Source organism: Variovorax sp. 10N412 (assembly GCF_056394985.1).
This window is the reverse complement of the sequence record NZ_JBFTIO010000006.1, coordinates 283286-303147: the sequence shown is the minus strand read 5'-3', so window position 1 is coordinate 303147 and position 19862 is coordinate 283286. Positions and strand designations below refer to the sequence as shown.

The following is a 19862-nucleotide window of genomic DNA, read 5'->3' as shown; positions in this document are numbered from 1 at the left end:
TCAGAAGTCGGCGCAGCCGTTGCGCCGCTCGGTGTTCACGCAGCTCAGCAGATTGGGCCGCGAGCGCACGCGCGACCATTCGCGCGCAAGCACGTCGCCGCCCTGCTGCGCGCGGTCGCCGTCCAGCGGCCCGGTGGCCAGGCAGATCGGCGCCTGCCCGATGTTGCGGTCGTACAGCCAGGTGGTGGGCTGGTCGCGCACCACGTCCACGCTGGGCAGCGCCACGAAGCCGCCGACCTGAAGCTGCCCCGGCACCACGCGCACCGCGTAGCCCTCGGCCGAGGTGAAGCTGCCGTTGATCGGGTAGAAGCCCGCGGGGCTGAAGCGCATGGCCGGCGAGCTCAGGAAGCCGCTGAAGCCCGCGCCCGCGTCGCCCAGGATCAGCCCGGAGATGCTGTAGACGAACGGCGGGTTCGGCAGCCCGCCCGCGCGCTGCGCGTTGCCGATGGTCACGGTGGCCAGCGGCTGCTGCGCATAGATGAAGTGGTTGCCCGTGGCGGGCACGCTCACCGTGCACAGGCCCAGGTAAGCGCAGTGATAGAAGTTGGGCAGCGGCGCCGAGCCGGCCAGGCCGCCGCGCGTCTCGCCCACCCAGGTGTCAGCCCACACCCGCCAGCTGGCGCCGCCGATGCCGTAGCCGCCCGGGTTCTGCAGGCGCGCGGCCGCCACCAGGTCGGTGCCGTTGGCGCTGGTGACGGGCGCTGCCAGCGTGAGGTCGCCGGCCAGCGTGCGCACGAACACGGTGTCGGCCGCCATCGAGGCCGCGGCCACCGGCTGCGGCAGGTTGCCGGCCGCGTCGAAGCCCGTGACCGACACCGCGCCGAGCGTGAGCGCGTCGGCATCGACATACGCGAAGCGCCCCGCCGCGCCGCCGCCGACCGTGCCCACGCGGTTGCCCGGGTCGTCGAGCACCACGCTGCCGCCGCTGGAGCGCGCCAGCAGCGTGCCCGCGGCAATGCCCGCGCCCGCCGCCTGGCGGATGTCGCCCACGCTCACCAGCCCGAGCTGCGGCGTGCTCACCGCGCCATCGAGCTGGATGTTGCCGCCCCCGCCGTTGTGCAGCGTCAGCGGCGAAGCGACCGCCAGCGGCGCCACCACCGTGATGTCGGCCGCATGCGCGTTGCTGCCCACCACGAGGGTGCCCGCGCTCAGGCGCGTGAACTCGTCGGCCGACACCGCGAAGCCGGTGGCCGCGGTGCCGCCCAGCGTGATGGGGTTGGCCGTGCGGTCGCCGGCATTGCCCGCGGCGTCCACGCCGCCGGGACGCAGGTCGAGCACGTTGGCCGCGCGCACCGTGCCGCCGATCACCAGCGCGTCGCTGGCGCCGTCGTTGGCCGCGCGCAGCACCACGTTGTCGTTGCCGTCGATGCGCCCGGCCGGCTGCGTGAAGGTGCCGCCGGTGGCCGCGGCAATGGTCACGCCCGCGCCGTTGGCCTGCGACTCGCCCGTGACCGTGATGTCGCCGTTGCCCAGCGAAGTCACCAGCGCGCCGTTGCCGATGCGCACGCCGCTGCCCAGCGCGGGGTTCCCGCCGGCGCCCACGCGGCCGTCGAGCCGGATGTCGCCGTCGACGCTGCGCAGCGTGGCGCCGTTGACCAGCACGCCGTAGCCCGCCAGCGGCGTCGAGCTGGAGAAGGCCGCGTTGCCCACGCCCACGATGCCGATGCGCCCGCCGGTGGTGAACACGCCCTGCGCGGGGGTGGTGCCGCCGATGGCCACGCCGGTGTCGACCAGCCCGCGCCCCGCGATCGACACGTCGCCCGTGGCCGTGCTGATGCTGGAGCCGGTGATGCTCACGATGGGCGCCGAGAAGGTGGTGCCCACGGCGCTGGAGCGCCCGTCGATGGTCACGGCGCCGCCCGACCCCGCGTCCAGCTGCGCGGTGCGCGTGTCGATGGTGGCGTTGTTCAGCGAAATGGCCGACCCGCTCGCGGGCGTGTTGGCGTTCATCGAGACCGTGCCGCCGTTGGTGGCGATGGTGCCGGCGAAGAAGATGCTGCCGCCGTTGGCGCCCAGGCCGGCGTTGAACTCCACGTTCAGCGCGCCCACGCCGGGCACGGTGCGGTCCGAGCGGATCACCGTGGTGGCGTTGAAGCTGTTGATGTTCGCCGCCGCGTCCAGCCGCAGCGTGACCGGCGCGGTGCCGGTGTTGCGCTCGATCAGCACGCCGTTGCCCAGCGAGATGGTGCCGCCCGTGGCGGGCCCGCCGGTGCCGGTGGTGATGGTGACGCTGGTGTTGCCGTTCAGCGCGTTGTTGATGTCGCCGTCCAGCACCACCGAGGTGGCCAGCGGGTCGAAGGGGTTGGTGGGCAGCGTGCCGGCCGCGGTGCCGTGGTTGATGGTGACGTCGAAGGGGTCGATGGTCCAGGTGCCCGCCGTGCCGCCGCTGGTGGAGGCGTCCACGCGCACGCCCGACAGGTCGAAGTGCAGGGCCGAGGTCTCCACCAGGCCGCCGTTGCCGGTGGCTGCCCCCCCTGCACCACCGCGTGCCGACAGGCTGCCGTGCGCGCGCAGCGTGTCCCCGGCCACCACCTTCACGCTGCCGCCGTTGCCGCCCGCCGACGTGGCGCTGGCGTCCAGGCTGGTGTTCTGGCCCAGCGCAATCGCGTTGGTGGCCGCGATGTCGATGCTGCCGCCGCCCGTGGCGCCGCTGGCGTCCAGGCGCGCGACCAGTTGCGTGTCGTCGAAGTTCTGCGCGCCGTCCACCAGCACGTTGCGCCCGGCCAGCGCGATGCGCCCGCCCTGCCCGGTGGCGCTGGCCACCGACAGCATGGCGCCGTCGGGCACGCCGCTGAGCCCGGAGCCGAAGGTGTTCATGCGCAGCGCGATGTCGGTGCCTTGCGCGTCGATGGCGATGGTGCCGCCCGCGGTGCGCAGCGGGTTCGGCTGGGACGTGTCGGCGCTGACCGCCACGCCGTACAGCGGCTCGTTGGTCGGCGTGGTGACGATGCCGCCGCCGCCGTCCAGCGCGGCGCTGAAGCCCGCGCTGCCCGCCTTGCCCGCGATGTCGATGCGCTGGCCGTCGCCCGCCGTCACGCCGCCCGACAGCGCCACGCCGTTGCCGCCGCCGGCCGTGCGGCCGGCGGCCGCGAAGTCGAGGTACTTGTTCAGCGCCTGCAGGTCGGCGCCCGTGCCCTCGATGCGCACGTTGCCGCCCGCGTCGATGAACGAACTGTCGATGGCCACCGCCGTGGTGGTGGCGATGGAGCCGGCCGGCAGCGTGTCGTCGGTCCACGTCGCGCCGCGGCCGACGACCGACACGTTGCCCGGGGTCGACACCTTGGTGCCGTTGCCGATGCGCACGCCGTCGCCGCCCAGCGCCGCCAGCGCGTCGAGCGCCACGCCGCCGCTGCCGGCCTGCACGGTGCTGCCCTGCAGCGTGATGCCGCCGGTGCCCGCGTAGACGAAGTTGGTGTCGCTGTCCTGCGCGTCGACGCGCGTGCGGCCCTGCCCGCGCAGTGACACCTGACCGCTGCCCGTGGTGGTGAGCGTGCTGCCGTTCAGCGAGATGCCGTCGCGCCACGCGTCGTCGCTGTGCGACACCGAGCCGCCGATGGCGCGCCCGTTGACGGCGTCGCCCTGGCCGAAGAAGCGGATGTTGCCGCCGTTGGCGTGAATGGTCGCGCCGCTCAGGCCGATGGACGCGCCGTAGTCGGCGTCGAAGTTCGGGTTGCCGCCGCCCACGTTCACCTGCGCCGCGTTCTTGGCGACCAGCCCGCTCGAGTCGGCGTTGAAGTCGACGTTCAGCGCGCCCACGCGCGCGTCGATGGCCGAGCCGCTGTTCATCGCGATGCCGCCTGCCGAATCCACGCGCAGCGTGGCGTTGCCGCCCTCGCTCTTCACCACCCGCGCGTCGTTGCCGAAGCTCACGCCCGCGTTGTCCCCGGTGCGCGTGCTGGCCAGCGTGACGTCGGTGCCGCGGCCCAGCGCGGCACCGACGTCACTCGCGCTCACGTCGCTGAAGGACAGCGCGGGGTAGGCGCCGTCGTAGGCCGGCATGTCGGCCGGCGCGTCCACCGTGAGGTTGGCGCCGGTGGACACCGTCCAGCGGCCGTTCGCCCCACCTTGCGCGCCGCCGCCCGCGTCCACGCGCGCCGGGTTGACGCGCACGAAGTCGCCCGCCGTGGCGATGCTGCCGCCCGCGCCGCCGCCGGCGCCGCGCGCCGTGAGCTCGCCGAAGACCTGCACGTGCGATTCGCGCACGGGCAGCGTGCCGGCGCCATCGCCCGCGAAGGCCGCGAAGGCCGCGCCGCTGGCCGTGCCCACGCTCACCGTGCCGCCGGCACCGGCGCCCGTGGCGTCGGCGCGCAGCACCGCGTTGGGCGACAGCGCCACGTCGTAGCCCTGCACGGCCACCGAGCCGCCACCGGCCTGGCCGCTGGCATCGGCCACGCCCTTGGTGCCGTCGCCCAGCCCCTGCATGGTCACCTTGCCGGCCAGCACGCGGATGTTTCCACCCAGCTCGCCGGCCGCCGCGCCCGTGGCGTCGAGCGTGCCGCCCGTGAGCTGCACCTCGTTGTCCTGCCCGCCGCCCAGAAAGATCTCGCCGTTGCGCGTGCCCACGGTGCGCGCACGCACGGTGCCGCGCTGGTTCACCACCAGCTCGCCCACCGTGGCCGAGCGCCCCAGGAGCGCCACGCGCCCGCCGTCGGCCTGCAGCGTGCCGCTGTTGCTGACGTTGGCATGGGTGGCCATGGTGTCGGTGGCGATGACGATGTTGGTCAGCCCGTCGCCCGCGAGGTCGAGCGTGATCTTGCGCCCCGAGGCCAGCGCGAGCGTGCCGCCGTCGGCGCCGATGCGGCCGCTGTCGGGGTCGTCGGTGCCCACGCGGGCGTTGGCCACGGTGGCGCCCATGAGCACCACGGGGCCGCCGCCGCTGGCGGTGATGCGGCCGTTGTTGACCACCAGCGCGGTGTTGGTGTCGGCGCGCTCGAAGCCCAGGCGCGTGGTGGCCGGGTTGAGAAAGTCGCTGTCGCTGGTGGTCATGGCCAGCGTGGACGCGATCAGCCCGCCCACGTTCACCGTGGCGCCCTGGCTGAACAGCACGCCGTTGGGGTTGACCAGCACGATGCGCCCGTTGGCGTTGAGCTGGCCGGCGATGGTGGAAAGCTGGTTGCCCGTCACGCGGTTGAGCAGCACGCTGGAGGCGCTCGGCTGGTTGATGTTGACCACGCCGCCCGCGCCGATGGAGAAGCCGGTCCAGTTGACGATGCCGCGCGCCAGCCCCTGCTGGATGGTCATCACGCTGCCGACCTGCGACATGGTGACGTTGCCGCCCACGGCCTGGAAGCCGGTGGGCAGCGTCTGCGCGACGGCGGGCAGCGCGCCCGCGCAGATCAGCGAGAGCGCCAGGGGCTGCAGGCGCAGCAGCTGCAGCCGGGCCCGCGAGGAGGAGTTGCGTTGCGTCATGGTCAGAACGCCTTTTGAAGCTGCACGTACAGGCGCGGGTTGCGCCCGCCGCCGTCGGTCTGTGCCGGCGCCGTGCCGTCGCGCCAGGCCAGCGTCGCGTTGATCGAGAAGTTGCCCGGCCGCGACCAGCTCACGCCGATGCCGTAGCCGCGCAGGCTGCGGCTGTTGCCGACGTCCAGGGGCGTGGGGCTGCGCGAGAGCTTGCCGTGCGCCGCGTCGTAGAACACGAAGGGCGTGAGCTCGTCGTTGAACGACCAGCGCCACTCCACGGTGCCGATCACGCCCTGGTCGACCAGCACTTCGCCCGACGGATAGGCACGCACCGCGCGCGCGCCACCGAGCGCAAGCTTTTCGGAAGGGTCGAGGTTCTTGCTGGCCCACTGGCCGCCGAGCGAGAGGTACAGCGAATGGTTCGCCACGACGCTCTGCAGCCGCGACACCTGGAAGCTGAGCTTGGAGAAGCCGCCTTCGGTGGCCCGCCCGCCCAGGCCCTGGTCGGCCTGCCGCGTCGCGGGGTCGTCGATGGACAGGCGCCCGTGGTACAGCGTGCCCGAGCTGGCCCAGTAGCCGCCGCCCAGCATGTCGTCGCGCCGCTCCCAGGTCCAGCCCAGCCCCAGGCCGCGCACGCGCTTCTTCACGCGCACGTCGGCCGCGTCGATCTCGTCGGTGAGGTCCTTGATGTCGGCGCCCAGGCGCAGGAACAGGTTCTGCTGGCGCTGGCGGATGAGCGGATAGCTCAGCGAAAAGTCGAGCACGTCGGCGCGGCCCTGCGCGCCGAGGTCGGCGAACTCGCCGCCGAGCTCGTAGTTCACGCGCGACAGCCCCACGCCCGCGCGCAGGCCGTTGGTGCCGATGGGCGCCTCGTACGCGATGCGGCCGAACTGCAGCGCGTTGCTGTTGGAGACCATCACGCGCGCGTCCAGGTTGTCGCCGATGCCGAACGGGCTGAGCCAGCGCGCGGTGCCGCCCACGCGGTAGCGGCCCGACTCCTTGGTGCCGTGGTTGTCGGCCTCGCCGGTGAAGGCCCAGCGCGGCGCGGCCGTGACTTCGACGGCCAGGTCGGTGGTGCCGGTCTGCCCGCCTTCCTGCAGGCCTGACGACACCTTGATGCCGGGCTGGTCGGACAGCAGCAGCATGGCGCGCTCGTAAGCCGGTGCGTTCACGGCCTCGCCGGGTTGCAGCGGTGCAAGAAAGCCGCGCACGCGCGCCTCGCCGATGGGCGCATCGGGCGCGACGACGACGTCGACCTTGCCCAGCCGGCCTTCGATGACGCTGATCTCGACGATGCCGTCGCGCACGGTCTGCACCGGCACCACGGCCTGCGCGAGGAAGTAGCCGCGCTCCTTGTAGCGCGCGGTGATGGCCTTGGCCAGCGCTTCGAGGTCGCCGAGCGTGACGTCGCGGCCGATGTAGGGGCCGGTGATGGACTGCAGCTCTTCGTTGCTCAGCGCCTTCACGCCGTTGAGCCGCAGGTCGTTGAGCGTGAACGACGTGCCCGCGGGGCGCGGCGGTGCGGGCAGGCTCTGCGGCGCCACGGCACCGGTGGCCTGCGCGAGCGGCCGGCCGCAGGTGCCGCACGGGTCTTGCGTGGTCAGCAGTTCGGTCGTGTCGCCAGCGTGCGTGCGCTGGGCGGCGACCAGCAGCGTCGCGCCTACCAGAACGGTGACTGCGAGGGCGATCGGCGTGGACCGTTGGCTGAAGCGCATGTCGGTGACCATGGCAGTTCTTCTTTTTCGGGGGGCGGGCAACATGTGGTCAGCTCCCCACGGTGAGGCGCCAGTTGCCGATCAGGTTGAACGGCGCCCAGAAGAAGGGGTGTGACATCTTCGGGTCCTTCAACACGGCGAGTTGCCCGGCCTGCATCGCCTTCTGGATGTCGCGGCCCTTCGCCAGCTCGCCGTAGAGCGTGCTCATCAGCACCGCCGTTGCGTCATCCGACACCGGCCACAGCGACGCGATCAGGCTGGAGCTGCCGGCCGAGAGGAACGAGCGTGTGAAGCCCAGCACCTCGTCGCCCTGCGCGATGCGCCCCAGGCCCGACTCGCAGGCCGACAGCGTGACCAGCGCGGTGCCGTCCATCGGCAGGCCAAGGATCTCGTGGGCTTCCAGGAAGTTCTGCTTGCCGCCCTCGTTGGCCAGCAGGATGCGCGAGTACAGCGGATCGACCGCGTCGGCCTCCGCATGCGCCGCCACGTGCATCAGCGGCGAGCGCGCGGCCACGTCGCGGAACTGGGTCTTGGTGGCGGCCGCGCCCATGTACACCGTGTTGCGCGGGAACAGCTGCGCGAGCTGCTTCACCTCGGTCTCGGCGCCGGGCAGGTCGTACTTGTCCTCGATGCGCGGATTGCCGAAGGCCACCAGCGCGGCGTTCACGCGCGGCGTGCGCTGCGCCAGCTGCACCGCGATGCTGATCGACGGCGCCACGGCCACCGGGTGCGTCTCGATGATGTAGCGGCCGTCCAGCCGCAGCGCCTGGAACGGCAGGTAGTGCAGCGGGCCGTGCGGCACCACGATCAGCCGCTGCCCCGGCACCAGGCCGAGCGGGCCGAGCAGCGCGGCGCCCAGCTTGTCGGCGTTGGCGATGGCCGTGCGGCGCCCGCGCACGATGGAGTTGCGGAAGGTCTCGACCAGCTCGGTGAGGTCGTCGCGCTTCACCGCCACCGTCTTCTCGGCGATGCCGTCCGGGCTCACGATCCACACCACCAGGCGGTCGGGCAGCGCGTGGAACTGCACCACGCGCTCGTCGGGCGCCAGCGTGCGCTGCAGCGCGGCAAGGTCGATGGTGGTGGCGGCCTGCTCGCTGATCTTCGCGCGGCCGCGCACCGCGTCGAGCAGCGCGCGCGAACGGCTGTGCTCGCTCACCTCGAAGGCCTGGCGCGCATCGCCCGCGTCGCTGTAGATGGCCACGCCGCGCTCGAACACCGACTGCAGGTCGGAGAACAGGCCCATCTTGAATTCTTCGCTGCGGAACTTGGCACGCACCTTGTCGACGTCGCCCAGCGCACGGCCCACGGCCTCGGCGGCGGCCTGCTTCTGGCCCAGTGCGAGTTCGCTGCGCGCCACGCCGTCCCAGGCCCAGAGGCGGTAGTACTCGGTGTCGGCGCCGACCTGGCGCGCGGTGAGCGCGCGGTACATGTCGCGCGCCTCGCCCGGCTTGTCCTCGGCCAGCAGCAGGCGTGCGCGGGTGCGGTCGAGCAAGGCGGTGAGGGGGGCATCCTTGGGCTGCGCCATGGTGCCGAGCACCTGCCGTGCGCGCACCGGATCGCCCGACTCGATCAACGCGTTGACCAGCGAGGCCTGCACCAGCGGTGCGTAGCGCGCCGAGCTGTTGGCCAGCGCCTCGTCGTAGCTGAGCACGGCGCCCGCGAAATCGCCGCGGCGCGTGCGCACGTCGCCGATCACCTTCTGCACCGGGCCGACCACCAGCTTCGGGTCGCGGGCCGGGTGGCGCAGCGCTTCGCGCGCGAACTCCTCGGCCTTCTCGAGCTGGCCGGAGTAGCTGTAGACGATGGCCAGGTCCCGGTTGGCCATGGCCAGCAGGTTGGGGTCGTTGGTGGCGCCGGCCAGGTGCAGCGCCTTGCTGGCGGCACGCACGCTCTGGCGAAACTCGCCGGCCTCGGCCAGTGCGACCGCCTGGCTGCAGTACTGGTAGCCCGAGAGCTTGACCGCGTCCTCGCCGTACAGCACGGCGCCCTGGCTGGTCAGTGCCAGCAGGTTGTCGGTGTCGTCGAGCCGGGCCTGCTCCATGCGGTTGCCTGCGGCCTCGGCGTTCGACACGGCCTGCGCCGAAGGCTGCTGCTGCGCCCAGGCCCACGGGCCGAAGCCCATGGCCAGCAGGAACGCAAGACCCAGTTCGCCAGCGACACGCGCACGGCGAAGCGCCGGGCGCGCACATCCCCATCTCGAAAACCAAACCATTGGACCCCCGCACATGGCCCATGTGTGCCCGCCGGAGGCGGGCCGCCGGCGTCGCAGAAGTGCGCGCCGTTCAGGCCTCGTGGGGAAAGTCTAGGAGGGGGTTCCTGCGGCGGCTATTCGCAAGAAGGTCTAGCGCAAACGGACTACGACCCGGATCGGAGAGTTGACTTGTCAATGTCCAGTACGTCACACATTGCGCGTTGAATTCGCAGGGACAGGCCGATTCCTGGGCGGGGTGACCATTGTTAGCAGTGTGAGTGGATGGGTTCTCGCAAACTGCGCGGCTTCTTCTCCTGTCACGGAAGACGCCGATGCCCCGCACGCTCACTGTTCGCGCCAGCGCGATCCCTCTTTTTCTTGAACAGCCTGCGCTGGAGCCCGTTCGCTTGTCAGGGCGCGAGGGCTTGAACTCATTGTTCGATTACGAGCTATTGCTCAAGACCCCTGATGCGCTGAACCTCGGCGCCAGCGGCGCGATGGATTTCGATCTCGATGGATTCATCGGCCGCGAGATCTGCTGTTCGGTCCAGCTCGATGGTGCGGGCCAGTTCGTTGCCGGCATCGTGGGTGCGTCGATCGGCCATGTCGGCGCGGGCGTGCGCCAGATCAACGCCCTGATCACCGACGCGTGCCTGCTGGGCGAGGAAGGCCGCCATGTGCAATACAAGCTCACGCTGCGCCCCTGGCTTCACCTGGCCACGCTCACCACCGACTGCAAGATCTTCCAGAACAAGACCGTCGTCCAGATCCTCGATGAACTGCTGGGCGGCTACGACTTCCCTGTCGACAAGCGTCTGATCGAGAGTTATCCGATGCGCGACTACCAGGTTCAGTACAACGAAAACGACTTCGAGTTCTTCAGCCGGTTGTGCGAGGAATGGGGCATCAGCTACTTCTTCGAGCACGGCGAAGACAGGCAGCGCCTGGTGCTCATCGACAACATGGGGGCGTACAAGAAGAACGACAGCGCTGCGTACCAGGAGGTCGAGTACCACGCGCCGGGCTGGAAGATCGATGCCGAGTACATCCACAGTTTCGTGCCCCAAAACCAGCTGACGAGCGGGCGGTACGCCAGCCGGGACTACGACTACACGCGGCCGAGGGCCGACTTGAGCATCGGGCGCAGCGACCCGCGTCCGACCGGGCAGTCCGATGGCGAGGTCTACCAATGGCATGCGGACCGGGGTGGCAGCCACTGCGCACAGCCCAAGGCAGGCAGTGCCGAGCCCAACGACCCGCAGGGCGAAGGCCGCCAGTTGGCCCTGCTGCGCATGCAGGCGCTGCGCACGCACGGTGCCCGTGCCAAGGCCGGCGGCAACCTGCGCGGCATGGTTCCGGGCTGCAGTTTCCAGTTGCAGAAGCACCCGCGCGAGAAGGCCAACACCGAGTACCTGGTCCTGGATACCCAGCTCCTGATCGAAGACGTTGGGCAGGACAGTCAAATTCCGGATGCCGCACCCGGCAGAAAGCAGCACTGGAAGGTCGAGGTCGATTTCACTGCGCACCCGATGGCCGAGCCGCTGCGTCCGGCGCCCACGCAACCCAAGCCGTTCACCCGCGGTCCCCAGTCCGCATTGGTGGTAGGGCCTGCCGGGCAGAACATCTGGACCGACGAACTCGGCCGCATCAAGGTGCAGTTTCCTTGGGACCGCATCGGCCAGAAGAACCAGCACAGCACCTGCTGGATACGGGTGTCGAGTCCGTGGGCGGGCAACCAGCTGGGTGGCGTCCAGATTCCGCGCATCGGCCAAGAGGTGATCGTCGATTTCTACGGCGGCGATCCGGACCTGCCGATCTGCACCGGGCGGCCTTACAACCAGAACAACCTGCCGCCATGGGCGTTGCCGGGCCAGCAGGCGCTGTCGGGTTTTCGAAGCCGGGAGCTGACCGAGGAAGGTGGCAACAGCGCAGCCGGGCGCAGCAACCACCTCGCGCTCGACGACACGGCCGGCAAGATCCAGGCGCAGCTCAAGAGCGACCACCAGCACAGCCAGCTGAGCCTGGGGCACATCACGCGCATCGAGGACAACGCGGGGCGCAAGGACCTTCGGGGCGAAGGCCTGGAACTGCGCACCGATGGTCATGGCGCCATTCGTGCCGCCCAGGGTCTGTTGCTCACCACCGAGGGGCGAGCCAACGCCAGGGCCCACATCACCGACATGGGCGAAACAGTGGCACGGCTGACAGAGGCCCGCGAACAGCACGAGGGCTTGTCCGGATCGGCGCTGCAGGCCGAGGCGCATTCCTTGGGAGATCAGGACGAAGTCACCCAGGCCCTGAAGGCGCAGAACGACGCCATCAAAGGCGGCGCCCCGGCAAGCAAAGATCGCTTCCCCGAGCTGGCCGACCCGCATCTCGTGTTGGCCAGCCCCGCAGGCATCGAGACCACCACGTCGCGGTCCACCCATATCGCCAGCGCCAAGCACAACGCACTGACCAGCGGAGGGCACACCAGCATCTCCGCAGCCCAGAGCTTCCTGGTCAGTGCCAAGCAGGCGGTTCGGCTCTTTGCCTACCAGGCAGGGATGAGGCTCTTCGCATTCGGGGGCAACATCGACATCAAGGCGCTCAAGGAGAGCATCAACATCCTGGCCAAGCTCGATATCGTTCAAGTCGCCAACCGAATCACCATCACCGCCAAGGAGGAACTCGTTCTCAATGGCGGCGGAAGCACGATACGCCTGAATGCCGCAGGCATCGAAGATGCCACCTCCGGCAAGCATGTGGAATACGCCGCCGCGCACAGCATGGTCGGGCCGAAGAACGCACCCACCCGGTCGGCGAGTGGCATGTCGAACCTGGACCTCAAGGAAAAAGGGGCGCTGAGCTTCGTGCTTCTTTCGCACGCGCAAGACGGCCGGCCTCTCGGATTGGAGCCCTACACCTTGTACAAGGACGGCGCGAAGGTGGCCGACGGCATCACCGATGCCGATGGGCGAGTCCTCATTGAAGACCATCAGAGCGATACGGGCTCCTACAAGGTGCGCCTTGCCAACGGCAACGAATACGAGTTGCCCGTCAGGGCAGGAATTGAATCCGACGATGACAGGCTCGCTGCCTCCGGGTATCGCGCGGCTCACGGTGAAAACAGAAACCGGATGCAGCACTACCTGCGGCACCGCGACAAAGAAGGCAACTCATGAGCGACCCGCGACCCGTGAACGACACCCAGCACACATCGACGGTGCCTTTGTGCACTGGCACAGGCACCGCCATCGGCAGCGCGCAATGGCTCCTGGAGAAGAAGGGCGAGGACGAGAAATCGCCGGTACTTCAGCACAACAATCTGCGCCTCTACATCTGCGGCGAAGAAACTTTCAAACAGATCGCCGCCGACATACGAAAAGCACAGCACAGCATCGACCTCGTCTGCTGGGGCTTCGATCCGGCGATGGAGCTCACACGCGGCACGGCCGACCACTGGCCGCGCGGCGAAACCTGGGGCGATCTGTTGCTGGGCGCTGCGCGAGGCGATTTCAACAATGGAAAGCCGGTGCAGGTGCGTCTGCTCGTGTGGTACGACTTCATTGGCAGCGCCGCTGTGAACAACATGCCGGGCTACAAGTCTGAGTCGCTCTATGAACACAGCAAGCCGGGTTTGTTGTTTCCTCCATCTCCTTCCTTGCGTGATCGACGGGAAATATTCAATTCGCATTGGTACAGGGATGTTGTGGCGGGACGCCAAAACGCCCTGTCGCTGCGCACGCGCGGCGGCGTTCATGCCGACGTGATGGCCAGTCTGCAGGGCGAAGCGAGCGCCAAAGGCCTGGGCCGCATCGAGCGCCTGGGCTTCGAGTACCTGGCCACGCATCACCAGAAGACCATCGTCATCGACTACGAGGGCGAAAGGCCCTGCGGCTATGTGCTCGGACTGAACTCGGTCACCGACTACTGGGATACCACGTCACACAAGTTCGACGACCCCCGACGCGGCAAAAGCTGGGAGGGTGCGAACGACGCAGAGCCCGGGCTCAAGCCCTACCAGGACTACGGTTGCCGTATCGAGGGCGAAGTGCTGGCGGTGGTGTGCAAGAACTTCACCGAGGCTTGGAACAAGGCCGGAGCCAAAGGCAAAGGCGCGGGCAGCAACGTGAACCGCAAGTTCGATTTCAAGGCGACGCCTGCGAACCTAACCAGGAACTTGGTCGCTCCGCGCCAGAGCGCGCAGATCCTGCGCACCTTGCCTGCCGAGGACGGCAGCGAGAAGTCCATCCACCGCCTCTATGACCACGCGATCAGCTTTGCGCGCCACTATCTGTATGTAGAGAACCAGTACTTCCAGCACGCTGACTGGGTCAAGGAACTCAAGCGCCTGCGTGCGGAGCAAGTCGCAGGTTGCCAGAAAGGCAAGCTCGACATGGCCGACGTGCCCAAGCTGCATGTGATGGTCGTGACGCCCACGCCGGAACGCGCGCAGATGGTGCCGCGAACACACAACACCGTGACGGAGCTGGGGCATGGTTCGTCCATGCCCAATCAGGCGAAGATGGTGGAAGAAGAAATCGCGCGCTACGAAGCCGTGCAGGAAGCCCGCAGGCGAAGCAAGGATCCCCTCACGATTCCACCGCCGGCTCCCCTGTCCAGCATTGCCCAGGCCTACAAGGACGCGGGCGGCGGCAAGGACGATGAGACGGCACGCAAGGAGCTGGAGGGCCAGTTCGCCATGCGCACGTTGGTGGCCAGCCTGTGGACTTTCGATCCGAATTGGCAGAGCAAGCAGAAAGACGACCTGGGCAGGCTCAAAGAGTGGAGCAGCACCTCGACGTACGACAAGAGCGGGCAAGACATCAGCCTGAACCGCCAACGCATCAAGAGCATGAGCGACAAGCTTTACAAGGCGCGCTATCGCGAGATCTACATCCACAGCAAGCTGATGATCATCGACGACAGCATGTTCACACTGGGCAGTGCCAACCTGAACCTGCGCAGCTTTGCGGTGGACAGCGAGATCAACATCGCAAGCGACGATGCGGTCACGGCTGCGAATCTGCGCGAGCGGGTGTGGGGGCAGCATACCGACGGGAAGTTTTCGGGGGGGAATGCGACGGATCAGAAGGTGATGTTTCAGACGTTTCAAGATTGGCACAAGGAGGCCAGCACCAACTTTAAGAAGAAAGTCCGCGGCGAAACTCCGTCCTGCTTTCTTGTCGCATTCAACGACGAACGCACAAGCACCATTCGCTTGGGTTAATCACCTTGAAGCTACCCCGTATTTGCAACACCGCTCAGCCGCGCGCAGCATGCGCAGCGCTGTTTGTTCTCTTCACCCTGACCGCCTGCGCCATGAATGATCTTCCCCGCAACATGAACCTCAAGGCCTTCAACCCGCACCGGCTCGATTTCATATGCATGCACGAAGCGTCCAAACTGCCAGCGATCACGAACGAATCGGAAATGCTGTTCCAGCAAGGAATGGCGGTGACCAGCAACGGACTCTGGCCCGACCAGCGCGACTACAAGAAGGCGGCTCAGCTTTGGGAGCAGGCCGCAGCCGAGGGCCATTGGAAGGCCGCGATGAATCTTGCGGGCTTGCTTGAGCGCGGCCTGGGTGTGCAACGGGATACAGAACGAGCAGTGCTGATCGTTGAAGGATTGATGAAACAGGGGGTGCCGAGCGCCTTCGACAAGATGGGCACCTACCACCGGCGCGGCATCGGGGTCAACCCGGACATCGATCGGGCTTACGGGTTCTGGCAACTCGCAGCGGACATGGGTAATCCCGCGGCGCAGACATATCTCGGCAACAAACTCGACGCCGCCTATGACGATTCACAGATGGGCGTTTGGGGCAATCGCATCGTGGGACTCAAGATGTTGGAGTGCGCGTTTGCGCAGGGATTTGGGGAAGCAGCGTACAGGCTTGGGCAAACGCTGGATATCGACAAAGACTATGACCGGGCGCTCGTTGTCCTTCACGAAGGCGTGAAATTTGGCAGCAAGGACGCAGCTGGCTACTTGTCGTCAAGCTTTAGAAATCAGGATCCGCTTACCAGCAACTTGATTGATCAGGCTCGTGCTGAGCGTTACAGCACGTTTTACGAGGCCCTCGAGCTCAACCCAGACCTTCGTCTCCCAAATCTCGACAAGGTCCTTCCCCTGCCGCCCGCTGCGCTGCCCTTCTGGGACGGCAAACGCGCGACGTTGATCGACGCAGCGAAAGCGGTCATCGTCAAGCAACCAACGCCCGCCACACCAGGGGCCAACCGCACCGGCCGTGCACACATTGCTCAAGGCTACGTGCTAGCGAGCAACGTCACATCGCCGCCCGGCGAGAACGCCTGCGACAGCCACGGCAGACCATGGGGTTTCACAGCCAAACAGCACGCTCACTTCACCGGCTACTGGCAACCTCGGATCGATGTGGTGCGGGGTGACTGGCAACTCGACTGGAACGCAGCACAGGTGCCCAAGCATTTCAAACGCGGCGAGGCCCTCCCCGATCTGGCCGAACAAATACCCCCGGGGTATGGCGCAGTGACCTGGCACTACAAGGGCATTCCGGTTCAGCAAGCCTTGTCGATCAATCCGCATGTCGCACAGGGCATTGCGCGATACGTGCCGGCACCGGAAGTGCCCCGCAGCTGCAGCGGGACCGTTCTCTGTCCGCAGACCGGCATCTGGCATGCGCGCTTGAAGAAGGAACACGCGCAGCACGCGGTATTCCATGAGCAGGGGCAGGGGCAGGGGCAGGGGCAGGGGCAGGGGCAGCAAACGTACATGGAAAAGGGCCAGCCGTTCCCGGTGCCAACCGCGCTACGCGGAGCAGGCGGGATCGCGGTGGCAGCCGGGGACATCCGATGGGATTGGATCGGCGATGCCAATCAGACGGACGCCTCGGGGCATGTGCATGTGACGTTGGCCCCGATCGAACGTTAGCCCATTCGCTTCCGCTTCTCTCCCGCGCCCTTTTGCCTATGCCGGCACCGCGTCGACATTGGCCCGGTCCCAATGTCGGTGCTTCGCGATCGCCGCAATGAAGTCGCTCGCCACCTGCGCCGCAGCCGTCGTGTCGCCCATGTTGGTGACCGGAGTGGCCGCCACGACGACACCGGCCGGCGCCTCGGACTCCGGCGTGATGCCCAACGACGACAGCAGCTTCACGCCCTCGCCCACCGTGCAGATCGCCTTGCAGTGCTTGTAGGCCTCCAGCACGAAGTGCACCGCGTCGCCTATGCCACCCATCGCTGCGGCGGCTTCGCTGCCCGCGGGCACCAGCACGGCGTCGAACATCACCGAGGGCGTGTTCGAGAAGGTCATGTCGACATCGATCTGCCGCTTCGACGCGCTGGCCACGGTGCCCAGGCGCGGGCCCACCACCTTGCATTGCGCGCCGGCCTGTTCGAGCGCCTCGCGAATCGGCTTCAGCGAGGCCGAATCGACACCGTCGGCCACCAGAATGGCGATCTTGCGGGTGCGGATGGAACCGTCGCCGGTGTCGGCCATGCTGAGCGCCGGCGATTCGTCGATGGGCAGCGACATGCGGTGGTCGCGAAAGCCCGCGCGGCCGGCAGCGGCCTTGGCATCGGGCTCGCCGATGCCCAGCGGCTCGGCCACACGGCGTGCGAGCTTCTCGTCCACGTGGGCCAGGTTGTCGACCATGCGCTGGCGGATGGCCGGCACTTCGAGCTTGGACAGTTCGAAGCGGAAGGCCGCGATGATGTGCTCCTTCTCGGGCGCGCTCTGGCTGTTGAAGAACAGGCGTGCCTGCGTGAAGTGGTCGTCGAACGACGGGCTGCGGCGGCGCACCTTGGGCGGATCGATCTCCTCGGGGAACGACTGGAAGCCGTTGCTGCCGCCGTCCACCCGAAACTCGGTGCCGCTGCCCAGCGTGTTGGGCTCGTAGGCCACCTGGCCGCGCGCGATGCTCTGGCGGTGCATGCCGTCGCGCTGCATGTTGTGGAACGGGCACACGGCCTTGTTGATCGGCAGCTCGTGGAAGTTGGCGCCGCCCAGCCGCGAGATCTGCGTGTCGGTGTACGAGAACAGGCGGCCCTGCAGCAGCGGGTCGTTGCTGAAGTCGATGCCCGGCACCACGTGGCCCGGGTGGAAGGCCACCTGCTCGGTCTCGGCGAAGAAGTTGTCGGGGTTGCGGTTGAGCACCAGCCGGCCGATCTTCTGCACCGGCACCATTTCCTCGGGGATCAGCTTGGTGGGGTCGAGCAGGTCGAAGCCGAGCGAATGCTCCTTGTCGGCCGGGATCATCTGCACGCCGAGCTCCCATTCGGGGAAGTGGCCGTTCTCGATGGCTTCCCACAGGTCGCGGCGGTGAAAGTCCGCATCCTTGCCAGCGATCTTCTGCGCCTCGTCCCACACCAGGCCGTGGATGCCGAGCTTGGGCTTCCAGTGGAACTTCACGAAGTGGCTCTCGCCGCGGCTGTTGATGAAGCGGAAGGTGTGCACGCCGAAGCCCTCCATCATGCGCAGGCTGCGCGGAATGGCGCGGTCGCTCATGGCCCACATCAGCATGTGGGTGCTCTCGGGCATCAGCGAGGCAAAGTCCCAGAAGGTGTCGTGCGCGCTCGCAGCCTGCGGCATCTCGTGGTGCGGCTCGGGCTTGACGGCGTGGATGAGGTCGGGGAACTTCATCGCGTCCTGGATGAAGAACACCGGAATGTTGTTGCCCACGAGGTCGTAGTTGCCTTCGCGGGTATAGAACTTGACGGCGAAGCCGCGCACGTCGCGCACCGTGTCGGCCGAGCCGCGCGAGCCGGCCACGGTAGAGAAGCGCACGAAAACGGGCGTCTTCGCATCCGGGTCCTGCAGGAAGTCGGCGCAGGTGAACTGCGACATCGACTTGTAGACCTGGAAGTAGCCGTGCGCCGCCGAGCCGCGCGCATGCACGGCACGCTCGGGAATGCGTTCGTGGTCGAAGTGCGTGATCTTCTCGCGCAGGATGAAGTCTTCGAGCAGCGTCGGCCCGCGCACACCCGCCTTCAGCGAGTTGTGGTTGTCCGGTATCTGCAGGCCCTGGTTGGTGGTGAGCGTCGCCGGATGCTCGGTGGTGAAGCCCTCGAGCTGCTGCTGCTTGGCGTTGCCCCCATCGCTTGCCTTGGAGGCACCGGTGCGGCGGCCTGCTGCGGCCTTGTTCTGTGGCGTCATCGTGGACCTGGAGTCTTTCATGAGGAAGGCGCTCAGCCCATTTCGTTGTTGTCGAGGAACATGTCGAGCACGTTGACGACGGCCACCAGGCAGATGCAGCCCGCAACGGCTGCGACGGCCCACACGAGGATCTCGTCGCCCCAGTTGGTGGTGAGCGTGTCGAAAAGCGAAGCAAAGTCCATGATTCCCTCCAAGGAAACAAACAGAACGAACCGGGCGAACGGCGGGTTGAACTGCTTGCAATCGGGGGGCTGCAAGCGAAATGCAAGGTTATGTTTCGTGCCGCCTGCAGCCCGTAGTGGCCGCCCTCCCCCATTTGTGGGAGAAAACGTGCGGCTTCGGTAGGAGCACACCGACAGCACATCGCCCCGGCCTACGAGGGTTCGCGCGTCCTTGCCGTGGGGCGCGCGGGGCTGTGTCGCATAGCATGGACGCGGAACATCGCAGGGGACGGCATCAATCGTGCTTGTCGTCCCTTGTCTCGCGCGCCGGCCGCACCGCCCGGATCACCCAGGGAAGAAAGACACCCATGCAGATCAGGATCGGCTTCGACATCGAACTCGGCGTGACCGCGCCCACGGCATTGATCTACATGCTGCAGGTCCATCCGTCGCGGGCTGCGGACCTGCAGGGTCCGGAAAACATCACCATCAGTCCGCCGCTGGTCACCGACCACTACCAGGACAGCTTCGACAACCACTGCGCGCGCGTGCACATTCCGTTCGGCGTGAGCAGCGTGCGGTTGCGCAACAACGCCGTGGTGTACGACACCGGCTGGCCCGATCCCGTCGATTTCGGCGCCATGGAGCACGCGGCGGCCGACCTGCCGGTGTCCACGCTGCCCTTCGTGCTGCCCAGCCGCTACTGCGAGGTCGACAGCGAACTGCTGCAGTTCGCCTGGGCCAACTTCCTTAACGTGGCGCCGGGCTGGTCGCGCGTGCAGGCGATCTGCGACTTCGTGCACCGGCACCTGCGCTTCGACTACCAGAACGCACGCGCCACGCGCACCGCGCTGGAGGGTTTTCGCGAGGGAACGGGCGTGTGCCGCGACTTTGCGCACCTGGCCATCACGCTGTGCCGCTGCATGAACATTCCGGCGCGCTACGTGACGGGCTATCTAGGCGACATCGGCATTCCGCCGGTGCGCTACCCGATGGACTTCAGCGCGTGGTTCGAGGTGTACCTGGGCAACCGCTGGCACACCTTCGACGCGCGCCACAACACGCCGCGCATCGGACGCATCGTGATCGCGCGCGGGCGCGACGCGGCGGACGTGCCGATCACGATGATGTTCGGAGCGAACACGCTGCAGCGCTTCGATGTGACGACGGAAGAAGTGCTGTAGCAGCCTTGGATTTCTTGCGCCTTCCCCTTCCGGGGGAAGGCTGGGATGGGGCAGTGCCCAACGAGCGCCGTGAGAAGGTTGAGGCCGTCGT

General features: G+C 67.8%; 9 protein-coding genes. 4 read left to right on the top strand and 5 right to left on the bottom strand.

Annotation, left to right across the window (positions count from 1 at the left end; genetic code table 11):
• The 3 genes from AC1DJH_RS17235 to AC1DJH_RS17225 are packed head-to-tail and all read right to left on the bottom strand — an operon-like array spanning window position 1 to window position 9237.
• Window positions 1-5409, bottom strand: a complete 5409-nt coding sequence (locus tag AC1DJH_RS17235; protein WP_478186498.1) for a two-partner secretion domain-containing protein — start codon at window positions 5407-5409, stop codon at window positions 1-3.
• A gap of 2 nt (window positions 5410-5411) precedes the next feature.
• Complete coding sequence (locus AC1DJH_RS17230) at window positions 5412-7127, bottom strand: ShlB/FhaC/HecB family hemolysin secretion/activation protein (RefSeq protein ID WP_478186497.1); 1716 nt, start codon at window positions 7125-7127, stop codon at window positions 5412-5414.
• 37 nt (window positions 7128-7164) lie between these two features.
• Window positions 7165-9237, bottom strand: coding sequence for a CHAT domain-containing protein (locus tag AC1DJH_RS17225; RefSeq protein WP_435488179.1), 2073 nt, complete (start codon window positions 9235-9237; stop codon window positions 7165-7167).
• A gap of 401 nt (window positions 9238-9638) precedes the next feature.
• On the opposite strand from AC1DJH_RS17225, the gene AC1DJH_RS17220 reads away from it, so the two are divergent.
• The 3 genes from AC1DJH_RS17220 (at window position 9639) to AC1DJH_RS17210 (ending at window position 16203) form a co-directional block, all read left to right on the top strand.
• Window positions 9639-12470 carry a type VI secretion system Vgr family protein gene (locus tag AC1DJH_RS17220; RefSeq protein ID WP_478186496.1) on the top strand — a complete coding sequence of 944 codons (2832 nt, stop codon included), beginning with the start codon at window positions 9639-9641 and terminating at the stop codon, window positions 12468-12470.
• Window positions 12471-12484: 14 nt separating this feature from the next.
• Window positions 12485-14518, top strand: coding sequence for a phospholipase D-like domain-containing protein (locus AC1DJH_RS17215; RefSeq protein WP_478186495.1), 2034 nt, complete (start codon window positions 12485-12487; stop codon window positions 14516-14518).
• A gap of 92 nt (window positions 14519-14610) precedes the next feature.
• A complete protein-coding gene (locus AC1DJH_RS17210) occupies window positions 14611-16203 on the top strand; it encodes an SEL1-like repeat protein (protein ID WP_478186494.1) in 1593 nt (530 codons plus the stop codon).
• A gap of 36 nt (window positions 16204-16239) precedes the next feature.
• Here AC1DJH_RS17210 and katE read toward each other — a convergent pair whose 3' ends face one another.
• Window positions 16240-18426, bottom strand: a complete 2187-nt coding sequence (katE, locus tag AC1DJH_RS17205) for a catalase HPII (protein ID WP_472125173.1) — start codon at window positions 18424-18426, stop codon at window positions 16240-16242.
• A 32-nt stretch (window positions 18427-18458) separates the two neighbouring features.
• Window positions 18459-18608 (bottom strand): hypothetical protein, encoded by a 150-nt coding sequence (locus tag AC1DJH_RS17200; RefSeq protein WP_435437749.1) that lies wholly within the window; start codon window positions 18606-18608, stop codon window positions 18459-18461.
• 347 nt (window positions 18609-18955) lie between these two features.
• Here AC1DJH_RS17200 and AC1DJH_RS17195 point away from each other — a divergent pair, with 347 nt between their 5' ends.
• Window positions 18956-19771, top strand: coding sequence for a transglutaminase-like domain-containing protein (locus AC1DJH_RS17195; protein ID WP_472125176.1), 816 nt, complete (start codon window positions 18956-18958; stop codon window positions 19769-19771).
• Window positions 19772-19862 lie beyond the last annotated feature (91 nt).